Source organism: Halobaculum rarum, from assembly GCF_040025155.1.
GTDB lineage: Archaea > Halobacteriota > Halobacteria > Halobacteriales > Haloferacaceae > Halobaculum > Halobaculum rarum.
In genome coordinates this window covers 2,829,376-2,848,691 of record NZ_CP157275.1, presented here as the reverse complement: position 1 = coordinate 2,848,691, position 19,316 = coordinate 2,829,376, and the positions used below count along the sequence as shown (strand labels likewise).

General features: G+C 70.1%; 19 protein-coding genes. 5 read left to right on the top strand and 14 right to left on the bottom strand.

Annotation, left to right across the window (positions count from 1 at the left end; all coding sequences use genetic code 11):
- Window positions 1-4: 4 nt before the first annotated feature.
- Window positions 5-373, top strand: a complete 369-nt coding sequence (locus ABJD39_RS14455; protein WP_348610176.1) for a hypothetical protein — start codon at window positions 5-7, stop codon at window positions 371-373.
- 4 nt (window positions 374-377) lie between these two features.
- On the opposite strand, the gene ABJD39_RS14450 is transcribed toward ABJD39_RS14455, so the two are convergent.
- The 3 genes from ABJD39_RS14450 to ABJD39_RS14440 all read right to left on the bottom strand — a co-directional run bounded on the left by ABJD39_RS14450 (window position 378) and on the right by ABJD39_RS14440 (window position 3,534).
- Entirely contained in the window at window positions 378-572 is a 195-nt protein-coding gene (locus ABJD39_RS14450; protein WP_073311520.1) for a cold-shock protein, read from the bottom strand.
- A 284-nt stretch (window positions 573-856) separates the two neighbouring features.
- Window positions 857-2,365, bottom strand: coding sequence for a zinc ribbon domain-containing protein (locus ABJD39_RS14445; protein WP_348610172.1), 1,509 nt, complete (start codon window positions 2,363-2,365; stop codon window positions 857-859).
- The gene (locus ABJD39_RS14440; protein WP_348610169.1) at window positions 2,362-3,534 is read right to left on the bottom strand and encodes a thiolase C-terminal domain-containing protein; all 1,173 of its coding nucleotides are present in this window, start codon (window positions 3,532-3,534) and stop codon (window positions 2,362-2,364) included. The genes ABJD39_RS14445 and ABJD39_RS14440 overlap by 4 nt, the downstream gene beginning before the upstream one ends.
- Before the next feature lie 327 nt (window positions 3,535-3,861).
- Here ABJD39_RS14440 and ABJD39_RS14435 point away from each other — a divergent pair, with 327 nt between their 5' ends.
- Together ABJD39_RS14435 and ABJD39_RS14430 are read left to right on the top strand one after the other, a co-directional pair.
- Window positions 3,862-4,890 carry a transcription initiation factor IIB gene (locus tag ABJD39_RS14435; RefSeq protein WP_348610166.1) on the top strand — a complete coding sequence of 343 codons (1,029 nt, stop codon included), beginning with the start codon at window positions 3,862-3,864 and terminating at the stop codon, window positions 4,888-4,890.
- 216 nt (window positions 4,891-5,106) lie between these two features.
- On the top strand, window positions 5,107-5,286 hold the full coding sequence (locus tag ABJD39_RS14430) for a hypothetical protein (protein WP_348610163.1): 180 nt from the start codon (window positions 5,107-5,109) through the stop codon (window positions 5,284-5,286).
- Window positions 5,287-5,317: 31 nt separating this feature from the next.
- Here the strand turns inward: ABJD39_RS14430 and ABJD39_RS14425 are convergent, their stop codons facing one another.
- Window positions 5,318-5,722: a translation initiation factor IF-2 subunit beta gene (locus tag ABJD39_RS14425; protein ID WP_348610160.1), complete on the bottom strand. Its 405-nt coding sequence runs from the start codon at window positions 5,720-5,722 to the stop codon at window positions 5,318-5,320.
- Window positions 5,723-5,976: 254 nt separating this feature from the next.
- Here ABJD39_RS14425 and ABJD39_RS14420 point away from each other — a divergent pair, with 254 nt between their 5' ends.
- Window positions 5,977-6,210, top strand: coding sequence for a UPF0058 family protein (locus tag ABJD39_RS14420; protein WP_348610157.1), 234 nt, complete (start codon window positions 5,977-5,979; stop codon window positions 6,208-6,210).
- A gap of 103 nt (window positions 6,211-6,313) precedes the next feature.
- Here the strand turns inward: ABJD39_RS14420 and ABJD39_RS14415 are convergent, their stop codons facing one another.
- From ABJD39_RS14415 to ABJD39_RS14400, 4 genes are all read right to left on the bottom strand, one after another.
- Entirely contained in the window at window positions 6,314-6,778 is a 465-nt protein-coding gene (locus tag ABJD39_RS14415; protein WP_348610154.1) for a DUF555 domain-containing protein, read from the bottom strand.
- Window positions 6,779-6,887: 109 nt separating this feature from the next.
- A complete protein-coding gene (locus ABJD39_RS14410) occupies window positions 6,888-7,799 on the bottom strand; it encodes a DNA-3-methyladenine glycosylase family protein (RefSeq protein ID WP_348610151.1) in 912 nt (303 codons plus the stop codon).
- Between the two features lie 32 nt (window positions 7,800-7,831).
- On the bottom strand, window positions 7,832-9,457 hold the full coding sequence (locus ABJD39_RS14405; RefSeq protein WP_348610148.1) for a hypothetical protein: 1,626 nt from the start codon (window positions 9,455-9,457) through the stop codon (window positions 7,832-7,834).
- A gap of 66 nt (window positions 9,458-9,523) precedes the next feature.
- Window positions 9,524-10,486: a mechanosensitive ion channel family protein gene (locus ABJD39_RS14400; protein WP_431357853.1), complete on the bottom strand. Its 963-nt coding sequence runs from the start codon at window positions 10,484-10,486 to the stop codon at window positions 9,524-9,526.
- Window positions 10,487-10,621: 135 nt separating this feature from the next.
- Here ABJD39_RS14400 and ABJD39_RS14395 point away from each other — a divergent pair, with 135 nt between their 5' ends.
- Complete coding sequence (locus ABJD39_RS14395; RefSeq protein WP_348610146.1) at window positions 10,622-11,620, top strand: ornithine cyclodeaminase family protein; 999 nt, start codon at window positions 10,622-10,624, stop codon at window positions 11,618-11,620.
- Between the two features lies 1 nt (window position 11,621).
- Here ABJD39_RS14395 and ABJD39_RS14390 read toward each other — a convergent pair whose 3' ends face one another.
- The 6 genes from ABJD39_RS14390 to ABJD39_RS14365 form a co-directional block, all read right to left on the bottom strand.
- The gene (locus tag ABJD39_RS14390) at window positions 11,622-12,953 is read right to left on the bottom strand and encodes an MFS transporter (RefSeq protein ID WP_348610144.1); all 1,332 of its coding nucleotides are present in this window, start codon (window positions 12,951-12,953) and stop codon (window positions 11,622-11,624) included.
- A gap of 114 nt (window positions 12,954-13,067) precedes the next feature.
- Window positions 13,068-13,673 (bottom strand): GNAT family N-acetyltransferase, encoded by a 606-nt coding sequence (locus ABJD39_RS14385; RefSeq protein ID WP_348610141.1) that lies wholly within the window; start codon window positions 13,671-13,673, stop codon window positions 13,068-13,070.
- 2 nt (window positions 13,674-13,675) lie between these two features.
- The gene (locus tag ABJD39_RS14380) at window positions 13,676-14,743 is read right to left on the bottom strand and encodes an mRNA surveillance protein pelota (protein ID WP_348610138.1); all 1,068 of its coding nucleotides are present in this window, start codon (window positions 14,741-14,743) and stop codon (window positions 13,676-13,678) included.
- Between the two features lie 83 nt (window positions 14,744-14,826).
- Window positions 14,827-15,546, bottom strand: a complete 720-nt coding sequence (locus ABJD39_RS14375) for a DUF4013 domain-containing protein (RefSeq protein ID WP_348610135.1) — start codon at window positions 15,544-15,546, stop codon at window positions 14,827-14,829.
- Between the two features lie 84 nt (window positions 15,547-15,630).
- On the bottom strand, window positions 15,631-17,763 hold the full coding sequence (gene rqcH, locus ABJD39_RS14370; RefSeq protein ID WP_348610132.1) for a ribosome rescue protein RqcH: 2,133 nt from the start codon (window positions 17,761-17,763) through the stop codon (window positions 15,631-15,633).
- A gap of 103 nt (window positions 17,764-17,866) precedes the next feature.
- Window positions 17,867-19,201 (bottom strand): MFS transporter, encoded by a 1,335-nt coding sequence (locus tag ABJD39_RS14365; protein ID WP_348613657.1) that lies wholly within the window; start codon window positions 19,199-19,201, stop codon window positions 17,867-17,869.
- Between the last annotated feature and the right edge of the window lie 115 nt (window positions 19,202-19,316).

Here is a 19,316-nt window from a genome sequence, read left to right as displayed (position 1 = left end):
CCGCGTGTCGGAGTCCGACAACCGCGATCCCTCGGTTATCCGCCAGCTTGCGGTGACCACCGACGACGTGCTCGCCGCGCTCGAAGCCCGCGACCGCGGGCGCCGGGAGGCGGTGCTCAGGATCACGCCCCCGTTTTCCGGACGGATGCGCGCGCGAATCCACGTCGCCGGCACGGAGGGAGCGTACGAGTACGACGGCGACGCCGAGCCGGTCCACGTCGAGCCGCGGGCGTTCCTCCCCGACGGCTTCCCGCGGTTCCCGGGTACCGGCGCGGACGGCTGGCGCTCGGCGGCGCGCGAGTCCCTGCAAGAACAGATCGAAGTAGATAGCTCCGACGGACCGCTGACGGTCCGGGTTCGATACCTCGGATAGCGCCTTACAGACGCTGGAGGTTGGTGGCCCGTGGGCCTTTCTCCGCCTCCTCGATGTCGAACTCGACTTCCTGTCCTTCCTCGAGGTCGGGACCGCCGACGTCCTCCATGTGGAAGAAGACGTCCTCGTCCGCGTCCTCGCTTTCGATGAATCCGTAACCGCCAGTGTCGTTGAAGAATGCGACCGTGCCTTTCGCCATTCGCGTGTACCTCGTCCCACGGTGAGGTGATTGAATTACTTATATCTATGGGTTAGAACAACACGATCCATCCCGGGCGAGACCGGATGACACCGTCACATCGGGCGGGAGATCGGTGGCTGTCAGTCGTAACGCTGATTACATACAACTGATCTAGTCAACACTGCCTGCGGACGGCCGTCCCGTCGTGTGCCTCTCTCATCCCCCCCAGGTACGACGTGGCCCCCGCGGGCACTTTTCACACAGAGTTCCCACCCGCCTCGTCGGCCATCGTCCCGGCCGTCTCACCGATCCTCGGACGCGAGCAGCGCCTTTCGACCGTACCGCACGACCCCTTCCTGTTCGTAGATCCGTCTGAACACCGCCCGAACGGGGTCGCCGGCCTCGACGGCGTCCGGGTCCGCGTCCGTGACCTGGAGGGGCACGCTCGCGGCCGCGCCGTCGCGCTCGAACCGGACGATCGCGACCGCGTAGTCGCCGCCGCGCTCGGCCTGACGCGCGAACTCCGGCGGGGCACCCCCGGGCGAGACGCCGGTCACGGTCTCGATGACGCCCTCGGTCGGTAGCCGGACTGACTCGTAGGAAACGAGCCCGTGACAGTCCGGGCACGCCCCCTCCGGCGGGAACGCGAGCGCCCCGCAGTCGGGACATCGGCCCGCCAGGAGGCCGTAGCGCGCGGGCTGGGATCGCCGCCACGTCGGCACCGACACCGCCGCGCCGCCCCCCGCCGGCGGCTCGTCGCCCGTGATCTCGCCGCGGCGCCTGAGCGCCGCCGGATACGACAACTCCCGGTCGGTGTCGAGGTCGCCTTCAACAGGCGCCAGCCCGTCGACGACCACCGCATCCGCGCCGGCACCGCTCCCCCAGCCGACGACGAGCGTCGGAGTAGCCCCCTCGCGAAGGGCCGCGGCCAGCCCGAGAAGCGGTCCGGCCGCGCCGGTGTCGCCGAGCGTCTCCACCGGCGTCGAGACCGCGTCGGCGTCCAGTCCGACCGCCCGCGCCGCCCGAGCAGGAAGATCGCCGTCCGGAGCGGTCATCGCGAGCGCGGCGGCCTCGCTCGGAGCGGGTCCGTCCGCCTCGTCGCCGAGTAGGTCGACGGCCGCGCGGATCGGCCGCGTGAACGCCGCCCGGTCGTACGTCGTCACGCCGAGCCCCTCCGTCTCCTCGCGGCCCACCCGTCGGAACCTGGTTCCCGGGTAGTCGGCCGCCGCCTCGGCGTCGCCCGCGAGTCGGGCGCCGTGGCCCGACCCGGGACCCAAGACGACCGCCGCCGCCCCCGCACCGGCCGCGTGGCCCTCCGGGGAGTTCGGCGCCGCGGGTGGCGCGTCGGCGGCGACGACGAGCGCCGGGACCGCCCCGGCGTCGCGCGCCGCCCGCAGTGCCCGCGTCCCGGCCCGCGTGCTCCGACCGACGTAGTGGGTTCGCGCGTCCGCGGGGACCCCGAGCGCGGCGCCGAGCCGCGGCAGGAGGTCCTCCTCGGCCAGCGGCGGGGTCGTCGTCGCGAACGCGAGCCCCGCGAGGTCGCCGGCGTCGATCCCCGCCGCCGAGAGCGCGCGCTCGGCGGCCGCGACGCCCATGGTGAGCGCGTCCTCGTCCGGGGCCGGAACCGCGACGGCGTCGACGCCGCGGGCGCGGGATCGACCCCACGCGTCGACGACTGCCTCGCGGGGCAGGCCGGCCGAGGGCACGTACGCGCCGGCGCCGAGGATCCGTGTCCGTGCGTCCGCCTCGGACCCCCCTGCGGTCTCGGTGGATCCCGATGCGGTTCCGATTCCGGGTTCGGGATCGCTCACGCGCCGGTCACCCCCTCGGCCTCGAACACGTGAACGACGGCCGCACCGCCGGAACCGCCGACGTTGTGAGTCAATCCGCGCTCGGGATCGTCGAGCTGGCGCTCGCCCGCGGCGCCGGTCAACTGGTCGAACGCCTCCACCGCCTGCCCGGCGCCGGTCGCGCCGATCGGGTGGCCCTTCGACTTCAGCCCGCCGGAGGTGTTGACCGGGAGGTCGCCGTCGGCGGCCGTGACGCCGTCGAGCGCGAGCTCGGCGGCCCCGCCTCGCTCGCAAAAGTCGAGGTCCTCGTAGGCGAGCAGCTCGGCGATGGCGAAGCAGTCGTGGACCTCGGCGAAGTCGAGCCCGGCACGTGGATCGGCGACTCCCGCGCGATCGTAGGCCGTCGCCGCGGCCGACTCGCTGGCGGGGATCGCGGTGTAGGTGTCGCGCTGGAACAGCCCGACGCGATCGGAGGCGGCGCCGACGCCGGCGACCCGAACGCGCTCGTCGAACGAGGTCGCCGCCTCCTCGCTGGCGACCAGCACCGCGGCGGCGCCGTCGCTCGTCGGGCAGCAGTGGTACAGCGTGAGCGGGTCGGCGACGACGGCCGCCGACTCGGCGTCCTCGATCGAGCACTCGAAGCCGAGGTGTGCCTTCGGGTTCGACGCGCCGTTGGCGTGGTTCTTGGCGGCGACCGCCGAGAGCGCCCGGCGCGGGGCGTCGTACTCGCGGAGGTACGCGTCGGCCATCTGGGCGTACACCCCCGAGAACGTCGTCCCGGCCATGCGCTCCCACTCGGTCTCCCCGGAGACGCCCAGCCAGTACTTCGTCGCCTCGGCGGACGCGTCCGTCATCACCTCGACGCCGCCCGCGAGGACGAGGTCCGCCATTCCGGAGCGAACTGCCATCACGGCCTGCCGGAGCGCGGACCCCGAGGCCGCACAGGCGTTCTCCACGCGCGTGCAGGGGACTCCGTGGAGTCCGATGTGCTCAGTGACGGCGGGGCCCGCGAGCCCGATCTGGCGGCCGCCGACGCCGAGCGTTCCGACGAACGCTTCGTCAACGTCACCCCCATCGAGGTCCGCGGGCACTGCGGCCTCGTACGCCTCGCGAAAGAGGGTCCGGTACGTTTCCTCCGGGAACGAGCCGAACGACGACTGGCCCGCCCCGACGATGTAGGCGTCGGTCATGACGGAACCCGATCCCGAGCCGTGGTAAGTGTTGTCGGTCGTCGACCGGCCATGCGGGCTCCGCTCTCCGCGTTCCGCGATCCCGTCGCCGAAAGATTTATTATTGATAACTATCCCGAATTCCGAATGATTTTTATTCACATATTTTCCGGTCTACCCAACCGATAAAGCCCAGAATTTGCCCAATAGCAGCCCGGAGAGGGGCGTGAGTGTCGCATACACATCAGCAAAACAGTTATATACTTGCTGTGCGTAACAAGTAGTAAGGACGACACGGTCGAAGGCCCCTTATTCGCCTTCGGTCCGCCGTCGATCCGGGAGCACACAATGAGCGAATCAGAAACCACCATCAGTAGGTACACGCAGCACGAGGAGGAATCGAAAGAACGATCGGACGAACGGACCGAGGAGACCGAATCGGTCCGCGTCTGTCCCGAGTGCGGCGGCAACGTCGTCGCCGACGAGGAGCACGGCGAGACCGTCTGTACCGATTGCGGACTCGTCCTCGAGGAGGACGCCATCGACCGCGGGCCGGAGTGGCGGTCGTTCAACAGCGACGGCGAGAGCAAGTCGCGCGTCGGCGCCCCGACGACGAACATGATGCACGACAACGGGCTGTCGACCAACATCGGCTGGCAGAACAAGGACGCTTACGGCAACACGCTCTCGGCGGAGCGCCGCCAGCAGATGCAGCGGCTGCGCACGTGGCACGAGCGCTTCCGCACGCGCGACTCGAAGGAGCGCAACCTCAAGCAGGCGCTCGGCGAGGTCGATCGGATGGCCTCGGCGCTCGGTCTGCCGGAGAACGTCCGCGAGACCGCCTCCGTCATCTACCGGCGGGCACTCTCGGAGGACCTGCTGCCGGGCCGCTCCATCGAGGGCGTCGCCTCGGCGAGCCTGTACGCCGCGGCCCGGCAGGCGAACACCCCGCGCTCGCTCGACGAGCTGACGGCGGTGTCGCGGGTGGACCGCATGGAGCTGACGCGGACGTACCGCTACATCGTCCGCGAGCTGAAACTGGAGGTCGCCCCGGCCGACCCCGCGCAGTATCTCGCGCGGTTCGCCTCCGAACTGGGGCTGTCGGACGAGGGCGAGTGGCGCGCCCGCGGGCTGTTGAAGACGGCCGAGGAGGCCGGCGTCACCAGCGGGAAGTCGCCGGTCGGGCTCGCTGCAGCCGCCGTCTACGCCGCCGCGCTGCTCACCAACGAGGCCCTGACCCAGAGCCAGGTGAGCGAGGTCGCAGGGGTGAGCGAAGTGACCATCCGGAACCGCTACAAGGAGCTGCTCGATGCGGCCGAGGACGCCGAGGGCGTCCCGGGATCGGGCGGGCCCGACCGCGGGCACGTGAACGCCTGATCCCGTTGCTCCCGTCGACGTGCGGCCGCTGATTTCGTTTGACCGCCGACTTTTGATACGATACTACCCGCGCTCGGAAGCCGAAGTGAGTTGATCGCCCGCCCGTGACGACCCACGTCGCCGACGGCTGACCGGACCACGTATCCGCAGTGTCCACAGCAGGCGGCCGGAAACTCTCACAAGTCTTTATTGGTCCGCCGAGCAACGGGTCCGGGTATGGTGGAAGCCTTCGTCCGACTGATGTGTCCCGAATGCTCGAAAGACTGGGAAGAGGTGCCCACCGACCTCCCGAACCACCGGGAGAACTTCTCATGTCCTTCGTGTCACGCGACGCGACGGCTCGCGGAGTTCATGCGGACCGAGCGAGACCTCGATGCGGTGAAACAGTTCGAGTGAACCGCAGGTGAGCCGGTACCGGTCGGCGCGACTACGTTCCGAGACTCGTGATCGCGCCGCAGGCGTCGCACTTGAGCACGTCCGCGCCGCCCTGCTCGACGATTCGCGTGTCAGGGAGCCCGCACTCCGAGCAGATGACGGAGCCGTCGATGTACGCCTCCACGGCGTTTGCGACCCGACCCTGCTTGAAATCGCCCGTGAGCCGCGCGCGTCCGGATTCGTCGATACGCGCGGCCGTCCCGAGTTCGTCCTGTAGGAACTTCAACAGCGCCGACTCCTCGCGGTTCAGCGTGTCGACCAGCCCCTGGAAGTTCTCGACGACGGTGACGTTCCCTTCCGAACGAACCTCCGGGTCGGGGACCTCGAACCGGGAGCCGCGCTCCTCGACGTCGGGCGTCTCCTCGATCGCGCGGTCTAACATGTCGTCGTACTCCATACACGCCCGTAGGCGTGCGCCGCCTCAAAAAACGTTCGTGGCCGGACAGTCGGAGCGACCGCCGCGAGTCGCCGTCCGCGCGAGGCGCCGATCGGCCGCCGAACGGCTCCGTTTCTCGCCGATTCGCTCGAAACGAACTCGGCTATCTCCCTAGGATCCGACCGGTTCGCTCGACCCATCTAAATGCGTCGAGGACCGTGCTAACGAACCTCAAGATAAGTCTTTAACCCTTGGGTCGCAACCGAAATTCGTCCATGAAAAAGCAGGAGCTCATTCACCTGCACGGCCTTCTTAGCGAGGTACGCAGCGAGTATGAGGAGTGGAGCACAGACATCGACCTGACCGAGTACAAGGAACTCGGCGTCAAACCGACGTCGATTCACCGATCCAAGACGGATCACAAAGCCGCCGTGTTCAAACTGGCGTCCGGGATCACGTCGTCCGCCGAGGAGGAGACGACCGAGACTGTCGCGCCTCGCGCCGACTAACTCACGGAACGTACTCTCCCGTAGCGACCGAACAGTTCACAGCGACAGCGCCGAGTTCGCGACTGCCGGACCACACCGCCCGTAAGCGACGCGTGGGGTGAACCTACCGCTCGTCCTCGACCATCTCCTCGAACTCCGGCAGCAGCTCGTCGCCCCCGGCATCGCGATCAGTTTCATCACCGTAGTCGCTTCCGCCGTCGTGGTCCCCTCCATCGTCGCCGCGGTCGTCACCGTCCTCGAGCGGCTCGACGCTGAGGATCTTGAGCGGGATGTCGTGGAGCCGTTGACCGATCTCCTTGCGGGCGATCCGCGCGGCGTGTTCCTCTCGCTCGACGTTGAACACGGACATCTCCAGTTCCAGCGCCACGAGCGCCTCGTCGGCCGCGACGAACGCCGGCGGCAGCTGCTCGCCGTCAGGCGACGTCCGCGTGCCCATCGAGATCTCGACGTAGTTGAGATCGGGGTTGAGCATCTCCCCCGTCTTCGAGATCGCGATCCGGACCGCCTCGTCGGTCGTCTCGACATCGTACACCGGCACCGCGGCCTCGACGACGACCCTACAGTCCATGCCACATTGTACCACTGGATCGGCCATGAATGTTCGGCCGCCGCCATGTGAGAACCGGCCGATGACCGGTGATCGGACCGAGCAAGCCCGAACCACCGTCGCTTGCGGCTTACTCTCCTCCCGCGCGGAGGTAGTAGAAGACGTACGTCTGCGCGTAGCCGGCGTACTTTCCGCCGAACCGGTCCCGGATCGCTCGGCTCGTTTCGGCGTAGCCGCCTGCGTCGCACTCGGGGTAGTAGTCGGCGATCGCCGTCTGGATCCACGTGTCGAGCGGCACCGCCTCGAGGAAATCAAGCGAGAACAGCAGGACGCAGTCGGCCACCTTGTCGCCCACGCCGACGAACCGCGTGAGGTACTCGCGGGCGTCCTCGTAGGTCATGCCGCGTACGGCCGCGGGGTCGGCCTCGCCGTCGGCGACCATCTCCGCGGTGCGTTGCACGTACGGGGCGCGGTAGCCCAGCGACAGGTCGCGCAGTTCCTCCTCGGTGCGCTCGGCGAGCTGTTCGGCCGTCGGGAACGCGTGGAGCGTCCGGCCGTCGAACGAGACCGGGTCGCCGAACTGTTCGGCCATGGCCAGCTGCATCCCGTGGATGCGGCTGACGCGCATCTGCGCCGAGCAGATGAACGAGATCAGACACGGGAACGGCGGGTCACGGACGAGCCGCATCCCCCGATACTCCTCGTACGCGCGGTTCAAGAGGGGCAGATCCGGCGTCGCCTCGAGGATCGCGTCGAGGTCGTCGTCGAGCCGCAGGAGATGGGTGAGTATCGGCACCGCGTCCGTCGTCGACTCCCACTCCAGCAGCCCGTCAGTCTGGCGAACACGGACGACCGCACGCTCGTCGCTGACGCCCCCCAGCGGCGGGACGACCGTCTCGTACCAGTGGTCGCCGCCGTACGCGGACATCGTCTCGTACATGTTTCCGTCCGCGCGGTCCCACAGATACGTCTGGCCGCTCTCGACGGTCGCCTGCAGGTCGAACGGTCCGGCCGACTCGAGGGGGATCGCCCCGGATTCCATTGCCGGAATCAGGGCGGCCACGCGGTTGCGGGTTACGGTTCCGGCGCGGACTCGTCGGCGGGGTCTGACGCGTCGGTGGGGTCGCTCTCGTCGTCGGAGTTGACCCCTCCACGGTCGTTCTCCCCCGGTCCATCGAGCGCGGGGAGTTCGATCCCGACCGACTCTCGGTAGTCGCGTACCACGAGCAGCAGTCCGAGTCCGATCAGTTCCCACGCGACGATGGCCGGGACGACCCCGCCGAGCGGATCCGATACCAGCTCGAACTCGAACACCGCGAGCGCGACCCGGTGAAGCGTCAGGCCGAGCGTCGTCGCGGGGTCGCTCGCGAGCGTCACGCCGAGCAGCGCGGCCGCGACGGCGACGCCGCCGGCCAGCGCGACCCGGCCGACCGCGCCCGTTGGACGGACGCCACACTCGGCCCACAGGTCGGGCCGGCGAACGGGCATCGCGGCCGCGGTCGTCGCGACCGCGAGATACGACAGCGCGAGGCCGGGGACCGCGACGTACAGCGCGGGGGCGACGAGGTCCGCGACCGCGAGCGCGGCGGCGGCGCCGTAGACGACGACGAGCGCGACGACCGGCGGCTCCGCGGGACCACGCTCCAGCGGCGGGTACAGTTCGGCCAGCCCGACGAGCGCGCGTGCGGCGGGGACGCCGAGCGCAACCAGCGCGGCGAGGCCCGCCGCCGTAGAGACCACAACTGTCAGCGCGACCGGGTCGACCGGGAGGTACGCGGCGATCGCGTCGGCGGCGGGGATGTCCGCGAGGGTGAGCCGGGTCCAGTCGATGATCCCCAGCGCGACGAGCGCCGTCAGGGTCACGAGCGCACCGGCGACCGCGGCGGCGACGACGGGGGCCGACGCGGCGACGCTGTCCCGGACGTCTCCGTCCTCGCCGGCGCCCTCATCGGCCCGGTCGACCGCGGCGGCGTAGGCGGCTGCCTCGACCCCGACGAACGCGAACAGCGCGACACCGACGCCGCCGAGGAGGCTCCGGAGGGGAGCCCGTTGGAGGCCGGATGTCGGGTACAGCGGGTCGAAGTTCGCGGGGACGAACTCGCCGACACCGGGGAGGAACGCAGCGAGCAGGAGCACGCCGACACCGATGACGACCCCCCAGGCTGGCACGGCTGCGGCGACGGCGGCACGGCGCGTCCCCGCGAGGTGGACGCCGAGCGCGAACAGACAGACGGTCACCGCGAGCGCGTCACCCACCAGCGGGGCGGGCAAGCCGACTCCCGAAAGCGCCGCGAGCCCCGTCGGTGCCCCAAGGGAGCCGGAGACGTACGCGCCCGTAGTCGCCGGAAGCGGGGCGAGTCGGCCGAGCCACTCCGCCAACAGCGCCAGCAGCGCCACGTACCCCGCGAGCGCCGACCACGCGGCGAGGGCACCGAGCCGTCGCGACCCCCACACATGCGATACCGCGCCGTACACGGGACCGCGTTCGGCGAACGGGCCGGCGGCGACGACCGCGAACGCGACGGCGAGGCAGACGGCGCCGCCGCCCGCGAGGAGGTACGCCAGCGGCGCCTGCGGGCCGGCACCCTGTGCGACGCCACCCGGCAGATACAACAGCCCGCCGCCGAGCGTCGCCGCGAGTCCGACGCCGGCCGGGGGGGCCGTCCGGGCCGCGACCGCGCCGAGTCGACCCCTGTCCATGCCCGCACTGTGACACGGAGTAGCAAAAGTCCGCGGGCGCTGGGGGACGGGCGAGCGACTGCCGCCTCAGCGGCTCCGGCTGACCGGGAACGCGACACGGTCAGGCGTCTCGTTGAACTCGGCGAGCACGCGCTCGTACAGGTCGTTTCGGACGCGGGTCGCGCGTCGGTGGTGAACGAGATAGCGCAAGCGGAGTTCGACCCACGACTCGCGCTGGACGACGTTCACCGAGGGACGCTCGGCGACCTCGAGTTCGACGGCGGTGTCGGCGAGGCGGTCGCGGTATCGGTCGATAGCGTCGGCCATCTCGTCGCCGAGGTAGTCGTCGGCGACGCCGGTCATGCGCTCGCGGGCGAACGCCAGATCCGTCTCGTAGGCCACCTGCACCGAGAGTTCGTTCCACACGTACGGGAAGCCGACGCCGGAGAAGTTCACCACCTCCGAGGAGAGCACCTGGCTGTTCGGGACGGTGACCACGCGGCCGGACGGCTGGTTCGTGGAGACGAGCGGGCCGTTGATCTCCCACAGCGTCGTGACGAAGAAGTCGACCTCGATCACGTCGCCGCTCACCTCGCCCATCTGAACGCGGTCGCCGACGGCGTACGGTCGCTTCAGCATGAGGTAGAACCAGCCGACGAGCGACAGTAGGGGCTGCTGGAGCGCGAACGTGATCGCGAAGCCGACCACGCCCAGCGAGACGAGGAGACCGACCCACTGGTCGGCGAGGACGCCGAGGAGCCCGACGAGCGCGAGCGCCCCGAAGCCGAGTCGCAGGACGTTGCGCAGGTCGTGGGCGCGGCGTTTCGTCGCCCGCCGGGCGGCGAGCTCGTACACGACGAAGTAGGCTCCGTTGGCAGCCAGCACCACCGCCACGGCCAACAGCGCCGTCGTCGCCGCCGCGTCCGGGGAGATGTCGCCGAGGGCGGGTACGGCCAGATCTGCCAGCGGAGTGGTGGCCCGCACGAAGCCGGCGGCCGCCGCGGCCGCGACCGCCGCCACCAACGACGCGTACCCGAGGTGTCGTCGCACGGCCCCACCTGTCCCGGCGGGAGCAAAACCGTTGGCATCGACGCCGGTGGCGCTCCCGGCGGACCACAGAACGCCGACTGAATCGGCCCGCCTGCGCCGCCCACGCTTTTACCGACTGGCGTCCAATCTTCGCCCATGACGGAGACGCTGTTCCTGACGAGCGAGGAAGTCGCCGGGCTCGCGGACCCCGCCGAATACGTTGACGCCGTCCGCGACGCCTACCGCCAGATCGGCGAGGGCGCCCCTGCGGAGCCGCGGACGAAGCTCGTGAACGCCGAGCCGCCGGGCTTTCTCACCACCTACGCCGCGGTGTTGCCCGAGACGGGGGCGATGGGCGGGTACACCTACTCCGCCGGGTTCGGCGCGCGGGACGCGTGGTTCATGACGCCGCTGTTCGACGCGGAGTCGGGCGAGCCGCTGGCGCTGCTCGACGGCGCGTCGATGAACCCGTACAAGACGGGCGCGGCCGGCGCGGTCGGCGTCGACGCGCTCGCGCGCGAGGACGCGAGCTCCGTCGCGGTGATCGGCTCGGGCGCGCAGGCGCGGGGACAGCTGAAAGCGACGGCGACGGTTCGCGATCTGGAGACCGTGTGGGTGTACTCGCCGACGAAGGAGCATCGCGAGGCGTTCGCGGGCGACATGAACGGGTCGCTCGACGCCTCGGTCGCCGCCGTCGCGAGCGCGGCCGCCGCGATCGAGGACGCCGACGTGGTGATCACCGCGACGAACGCCGCCGAACCGGTGTTCGACGGCGAGGCGCTGGAGCCGGGGACACACGTCACCGCGATGGGCCAGTATAACGAGAACAAGCGCGAGCTCGACCACGCGACGATCGAGCGCGCGACGTACGTCCCCGATCTGCGCGCCCGGGCGCTGCAGGACGCCGGCTCGTTCCTCTCGGCGCTGGAGGCCGGCGTCGTCGACGAGGACCACGTCCACGCCGAGCTGGGCGAGGTCGTCGCCGGCGTCGAGCCGGGGCGCACGAGCGACGCCGAGATCACCGTCTTCGACTCGGGCGGCACCGGGATCGAGACGGCCGCCTCGGCGTACCTGCTGTACGAGAAGGCCGTCGACGCCGGGCTCGGACAAACCATCGACTTCGCGCCCGCGAGCGAGGCGCTGACCGGCGAGTAGATCAGTCGTCGACGCCGTCGGTCGGGACTCCGCCGGGGGCGGCCGCGGCGTTGTTCCTCCGCCGTTCGCGCCTGGTGACGCGCACGTGGAGCGCGATCGCACACAGCGTCGCGATCACGCCGCCGAGGACGACGATCCCGAACGCGACGCGGTAGCCGGTGACGGAGTACGCGCGCGCGCCGTCGACCACGCGGCCGGTCCAATAGGCGTCCAGCGCGGCGCCGAGCACCGCGGGGAAGACGGCCGCCCCGAAGTACGCCATCCCGTTGACCGTGCCCGTGGCAGCGCCGCTGTCCTCGGAATGACGCTCCTTCGCGACGGTGTAGGCCACGGACGCGCCGCCGGTGATCCCCATCCCGACGAACAGCGCGAGCGCGACGACGAACAGCGGCGGCGTCACGGTGACGAACACCACGCCGTAGGCGATCACGAACGCGAGACACGAGCCGACGATCACCTCCGTCCGGCGGCCGGTGCGATCCGAGAGCGCGCCGAACGCGGGAGAGCCGACCGCGAAGCCGATGTTCGCCGCGAGCACCGCCAGAGCAGCCCTCGAGACGGGCACGTCGTACAGGTGGACGATGTACGGCACTCCCCACAGTCCGACGACGGTGAAGTTGAGCCCGAAGATGAGGAACAGCGCCGTCCCCATCAGCCACGTGTCGAGGTCGCCGAGCACGCGCCGCGCCCCCGCAAACACCTCCCGCATCGAGTCGGTCTCCGTCCCGGAGTCGGCGCCCTCGGGACGGTCTGTCGGGTCGGCCGGTCGGTCCCGGACGAAGGCGCCGACGGCGAGGCCCGCGAGGAGGACACCCACGGCGGCGGCGTACAACACCGCGCGCCAGCCGGCGGCCTCCGCCGCCAGCGCCAGCGGCGTCGTCGCGAGCACGCCGCCGATCCCCGCGGCGGCGATGGTGAAGCCCGTCATCGTCGCGAACTCCTCGGGCGCGTACCAGTTGGCGCAGAATCGAAGGACGGCCACGTAGATCGACGCCCCGCTCAGCCCCGCGAGAAACCGCGCGGTGAACCCGATCGCGAGCGAGTCGGCCGCGGCGAATCCGGCGACTCCGACGGCCATGCCGACGAGCCCGATCGACACGACCCGGCGTGGGCCGTACCGGTCGACGAGCAGCCCGGACGGAAGCTGTGCGGCCGCGTACACGTAGAAGAACGACGAGTGGAGCAGGCCCAACTCGGAACCGGTCGCGTCGAATACCGCGGCGAGATCGCCCGACAGCACCGCTGTCGAGTTGCGAAAGAAGTTGACAAACAGGAAGCCGAACGCGAGCGTCGCCCACATGAGGTGGCGTCGATATCGGCGCGAGGTCGCCATTGTATGCCCCTGTGTTTCACACCGGGGCTTGTAGCTTCGGGCCACGGCGACGTGATCGCCGGCGGCGGGGACGGGCACAGCGGGGGCGCGGGAGGCCGGACCGAAAGCAGCGACTCAGATCCTGCGCCGCATCCGGACGTGCTCGATCCCGTCCTCGTCGAAGGTGCCGACCGCGTCGTCGACGGCGTACCCCAGGCGCTCGTAGAAGCCGGCCGCCCGGGTCTGTGCGTGGAGCACCACCTCGTTCAGTCCCCGTGTTCGAGCGCGGTCCTCGACGGCCGCCATCACGCGCGCGCCCCATCCCTCGCCGCGGCGGTCGCGGGCGACGACGACCCGTTCGACCTTCGCGATCCGCTCGGCGGCCTCATCGAGCGCGCCGTACTCGGCGGCGTCGACCGCGCGGATCCGAGCCGTCGCGACGACCTCGACCGTGCGGGTTTCGTCCGTCTCCGAGTCGGCGTCGCCCCCACTCCCGTCGCTGTCGCGCACGAGCAGGTGATCCACGTCCGAGTCGAGCGGGTCCTCGTCGTACTCGTCGAGTTCAAGTTCCTCGGGAACGCCCTGCTCGTCGACGAACACGCGCATCCGGAGATCGACGACGGCGTCCCAGTCGGCCTCGGTGAGGGCCAGCGTCGCGGTCCAGTCGGCGTCGGCCGGGGAGAAGTCCGCGTCGGTCGTGGTGTCGTCCGTGTCGGTCGGGGCGTCGTCGTCGTCGCCCATCGTCACTGGAGTCGGTACCGCAGGAGTGCGGCGACGCCGCCGAGGTTCTTCAGCTGTTGGCCGGGCGCGAACTCCTGCGAGAAGACGACCACGTCCCCGCCCTTCTGCTCGGCGGTCTCGACGAGGTCGTTCACGTCGATGTCCCAGTCGCCCTCGCCCTGGCGCTCGGCGCGCAGGCGCTCGTCGACGATGAGCAGCGTCTCGATGGCGCCGAACTCGGCGGCCTCCATCGTCTCGTTCACGCCGTAGGTGGCCTTCGCGCCCTCGGCCATCCGCCCGGTGAGCTCGTCGATGAGTTCCGCCTCGCGGGCGATGCGCGTCTCGCGTTGCACCTCGTCGACGGCGCCGCGTTTGAGCACCTCGTGGACGCCGCGGTCGCCCGCGGCGGAGGTGTTCACGACCGTGACGCGGTCGCTCAGGTCGCGGTAGTGCTCGTCGATGTAGTCGTTGGCGTCGTTCTTGGTGAACCCCGGCCCCGCGAGGATGATCGCCTCGGGGTCGAGGTGTGACAGCGCCGAGCCGAGCTCGTCGAACAGTTCGTCGCGCGGACGGGAGAACTCGCCCTTCCCGGTCGGCTTGGTGAAGCTCGCGTACTCCTCGGTGCCGTACTGCTGGACCGTGTGAATGAACGCCGCCCCTTCCTCGACAGTGGCGATGGCCACGTCGGGCGCGCCGGTGGCCTCCTCGGCCTCCTCGATGCGCTCGATCTGGTCGGGCTTGAAGTGCTTCTCGACGGTGAGTTCCGAGCGCTCCTCGACGTTGAGCGTGTGGTGGTGGCCGATCTCGTCCTCGCGCGAGCAGCCGACGATGACGCCCCCGACGCGGAGGCGGTTGGCGAAGCGGGCGAACTCCACGTCCTCGACCTCGATGGTGACGCGCATGTGCTCGCGCTCGCCGCCCTTGTCACGGAGCTGGTCGTCGTTGCGGGTGACCCGGCGAGTCGTGTCCGCCTCGACGTGATCGCCCGGTTCGAGGACGTGCGAGAGGTGCCACAGGTCGTCGGTGGTCTCGGGCGTGACCGTCAGGCGCTCGCGCCCCTCCTCGCCGCGGCCGCGCGAGTCGATTCGCATACCAGCGAGTGCGTCGGGCGCGTACAAAGGCCCTCCGAGACGCGGACTCTCGCCGGGGTGTGTGCGCCCGGCTCAGATCGACTTCATCGGCCCACTCGGGGGTGCTCCTGTCCGGACCTGCCGTGCACGCCGGTCGGTCCGCTCGTCTCTTCTCCGTCTACCGCGTCGGTCGCCTCGGCGAACCCGCGGCCGAAGCAGTAGTGGGCGACGACCTGGCCGTAGAACAGCCCCGGGATCCCGATCAGGATCAACGCGAAGGGGCTCGCGACGATGTTGATAACGCCCCCGAGCACGACGCCGAAGAGAACGCCGACGAGGTATCGCCCGGAGAGGGCGGCCTCGCGCAGCGCTTCGACGTCGAACGCCGCGCTCAGTTCGCCCGCGAGCGCGAAGTTGGTCATCGCCGCCGGCAGCACGTACGCGACAAGGATCGACAGCAGCGCCGCGAGCAGGAGCAGGAGGAGGCTGACCGTCCCGAACGCGGCGATCCCCGCCTCGCTTCCGGTCACACCGCCGAGGAAGAACGAGGCGACCGCCGCGACGATCGGGATCGAGATAACGAGGCCGTAGGCCGCCTGCACGACGACGAGCTTCACTCCGTCGACGAACAGCTTTCCCCAGTCGGTGAACGACGGCGCCTCCCGCTCGCCGGACGCCGCCGAACGCAGCACTCGGACGAGATACCCCTGCAGCACGAACGCCGGCAACACGAACACGCTCGCGACGATCAGCGCGCCGCCGACGATCAGCGTGGCGACGCGGTCGTCGGTTCGCAGGGGGTACCCGAGCGCGTCTTCCAACATACCGGAGCGTCACCAGCGTCGTGGTTAACGGTTTCCACCGACTCCGCGGCCCCGAGCGAATACCGGAGCGTCTCCTGGAGCCGCTTACTCCCCGAGAATGTCGCTTTCGCCCGGCGGGAGGAACTCCTGGATCCGGTCGGCGGAGGCGACCTTACGGACGAACCCCTGGTCGGCGAACCGATCCTTGAGTTGCCGGTAGCACTTCATCGCCGCGTCGTTCTGGGCGAACCGCCCCGGGGTGAGTCGGATCGTCGTCGCCGCGCGCGGCTCGACCGCGCTCGGCGGGCCGCCGATCACCCGCGTCTCGGGCTCGACCTGCACGCCGACAGCGACCTCCGCGGGCATATCGCGGTAGTAGTCGCGCTCCCCACGGATCACGAACCCGCCCTTCTCGATGTACTCGCCCGACTCGGGCGTCTTGGACACCTGGTCCGGCGTGACGACGTACGCGTCGCCGGCGCCGCGGCCGTCCTTCCACACCGAGGAGTACGAGACGGCGAACTGGGCGGCCTCCTTCCGCGACTGCTCGGGGATCGTCACGTCGCGGGCGGCCTCCGAGGGGTCGGTCGCCTTGATGAGCGTGACCGGACCGCCGTGGGCCTGCGCGTGACAGAACAGGTCCCGACCCTCCATGTAGTTCTTCACCAGTTCCTCGTTCTGATCGGCGTTGCGTCCGCCGATGACGAGGAAGCCGTCGCTCGTCTCGAACCAACGGAAGCGGTCGTACCAGTTGTCCTGCTGTCTGACGGGGATCGACTGCCGGGAGAGCCAGTCGACGTCCGCGCGGTCGTCGGCGTCGCCGTCCCCGTCTCCGGCGTCGTCGCCGTCGGCGTCACCGCCGTCGTCCCCCTCGTCGCCGTCATCGCGCTCCCACTCCTCCTTGCGCTGTTTCACCGCGGCCAGCTCCTCGCGGGTGTTCTCGATCGCCGCGAGCGCGCCCTCCTTCTTCTCCTCGATCCGCTTGGCCTCTTTGTACAGCCGATCCGCGTTCTTCTCCGGGCCGGTGCCGGCCTCGAGGGTGACGACCGTCCCGTCGAGGTCGACGTCGACGGTCCCCTCCGAGCCGTCGACGCCGCGGACGGCCTCGGCCTCGGGGATGCCGCGGTCGGCGCCCTCGAGGAACGTCTCGTCGATCTCCTCCCAGCCCCGGCCCTCCTCGCGGGCGGCCTGGATCGTCGAGAGCACGTCGGCGACGAGGTCGTAGTGAGCGTACACGGCCTCGGCCTTCTCGCGCTCGGCGGCCGCGCGCTCGTCGAAGTCGTCGATCGCGCCCTCCTGCTGGTCGATGATCCGCTGTTTCTTGGCGATCTCCGCCTCGAAGTCGGGCGAGTCGTCGACCTCCTCGTCTTCCGTGAGGTCGAGCCGGTAGAAGTACTCGTCCAGCGCCGCGTTGAAGTCGTCGTACGCCTCCGCCTCCATCCCCTCGCGCTCCTCCAGCGGGAACGGGGTCACGTCGACGACGGCGTCGTCCTCCAGATAGACGCGGGGGTCGAGATCCCCGGAGCGGAGGCGTTCGCCCATCCGCTGGATCGCGTCGTAGATCGCGCGATACTGCTCCTCCCCGGTGTCGGCGATATCGAGCGTCTTCTCGACGCCCGCGCGGGTGCAGAACTCCTCGGCGTAGAGGCCGCCCATGTTGAGCTGCGTGGCGAGCGTGCGGACCACGTCGGTGTCCGACTCCTCCATCCGGGCCTCGAGCACCTCATAGCGCACGTCGAAAGGGTTGATCCGCGACTGCGGGTACTCGTACTGGCTGCCGGGCGCGACGGTCCGCGACTTGAGCCGGATCGTCTCCAGGCTGCGCTGGACTTCGCCGGTCTCGTCGAGGACGGCGAGATTGCCCTCGCCGAACAGCTCGGCGACGACGCGCGTGTTCTCGTCGGGCCGCTCGAAGTCGAACGAGAGGATGCGGTCGAACTCGTACTGCTCCACGTCCGCGATCTCGCCGCCCGCCAGCCGCGAGCGGAGGGTCTTGGCGAACTCCGGCGGGCGACCGGGCGCGTCGGGGACGTTCGCGGGGTCGGCGACGTGACACCGCTTCACGTCGCCCGTCTCGACGAGGAGCTCGACCCGCCCGCGGTCGTAGTCGCGGAGCTTGAAACGGACGAGGTCGTCGCCGTAGAGGTAGACCTTGTCCACCTTCGCCCCCTCGTACCGGGAGAGCTCCCCGGCGAGGGCCGCGAGGTCGACGCTCGTCATCTCGGTTTTCGGGTCCATCTGATCGGATTCGGGTAGTCGGGGTAGGTGTTTGGGCGTTGCGGGACGCGTCGCCCCGGACGGTCCGTCGGAAGTGGTCGACGTCGCCGCGGTCCTCCCGCGACTATCGCCGTGCCAGCACCACGCCCGTCGCGGACGCGACGAATCCGAAGGTCGCGAGCACACCGAACAGCATCGGCGGGTTCGCGTAGGTCAACACGGTTCCGGCGACGGCGCCGCCGAGCGCGCCGACGCCGAAGACGCCGAGGTAGGTGTAGCCGTACGACAGCCCGCGGGTGCCCGCGGGGGTGTACTCGGCGACGGTCGCCTGGTAGAACGGCTGGACGACGAACAGCGCGGCACCCAGCACCGCCCCGAAGACGAGGAACGGCGCGAACCCGAGGTTCGCGACCGGGAGGAACAACAGCGCCAGCACGCCGAGCAGCCCGAAGCTGAGCGCGATACCGCGTTCGACGGGGATGCGGTCTGTGAGCTTCCCGCCGACGTACTGGCCGACGACGCCGATCATGAGCAGCCCGGAGTAGACGTAGTTCGCGGGCGACACCTCCCGAGCCGCGAGTCCGCCGAGGGGATCGACGATCCCGCCGGGCAGCAGCGACCTGACGACCACCGGCTCGAAGCCGGGGAGGCCATCGAGCAACTCCGGCATGAACGTGAGCACGCCGCGGTAGTACAGCCCGGACATCATCACGACGAGGAACACGAGCGCGAAACTCCCCGTGAACAGCACGCGTGACTCGGCGATGAACTCCGTTAGCGACTCGACGCCGGCGTCGGCCTTCGAGTCGCCCGCGTCCTCGCCGCCGTCGGCGGCGGCCTCGACGGCCGCGGTCTCGTCGAAGCTCGCGCGGACGGCGTACAGCGCCGCCAACAGCGCCGGCGCCGCGAGGATCACCGCGACCGTCTGCCAGTCGAGAACCAGCAGCATGAGCGTCGTGAGCAGCGGCCCGAGGCCGATCCCGAGGTTGCCCGCGATGCCGTGGTACGCGAAGCCGGTGCCCCGCTCCTCGACGCCCTTCGAGAGCAGCGCCAGTCCCGCCGGGTGATACACCGACGCGGAGACGCCCCACACGACCATCGCGAGGGTTATCGACACCAGTCCGGGCGCGGCCCCGAGCAAAACGAACGCGGCCGCCATCCCGACGAGACAGGCGGTGATGAGACGGCTCGATCCCACTCGGTCGACGAGCACGCCCCCCGGGAGCGCGCCCAGGCCGAACAGGCCGTATCCGACCGTCACCAGCAGGCCGAGCGTCGCGGAGGTGACCGCGACCTCGACCGGGCCCAGCGCCACCACGTCGAACTCCGCCAGCCAGATGGGGATGAAGATCGGGATGGACAGTTCGTAGGTGTGGACCATCCCGTGGGCCAGCATGGTGAGCCCGACGATGGATCTGTCGTTCCGGTTCACACGCGAACGAGACTGCTCCGACGCCATGTACGCGTCGGTGTCGGCACGGACCGCCGTGGAATCGCCACGGACCGCCGTCGGATCAGCATCCACCGAGGAGTGGTGCGGGGAACGAAACGACTAATCGCCCCCCGCGACTACC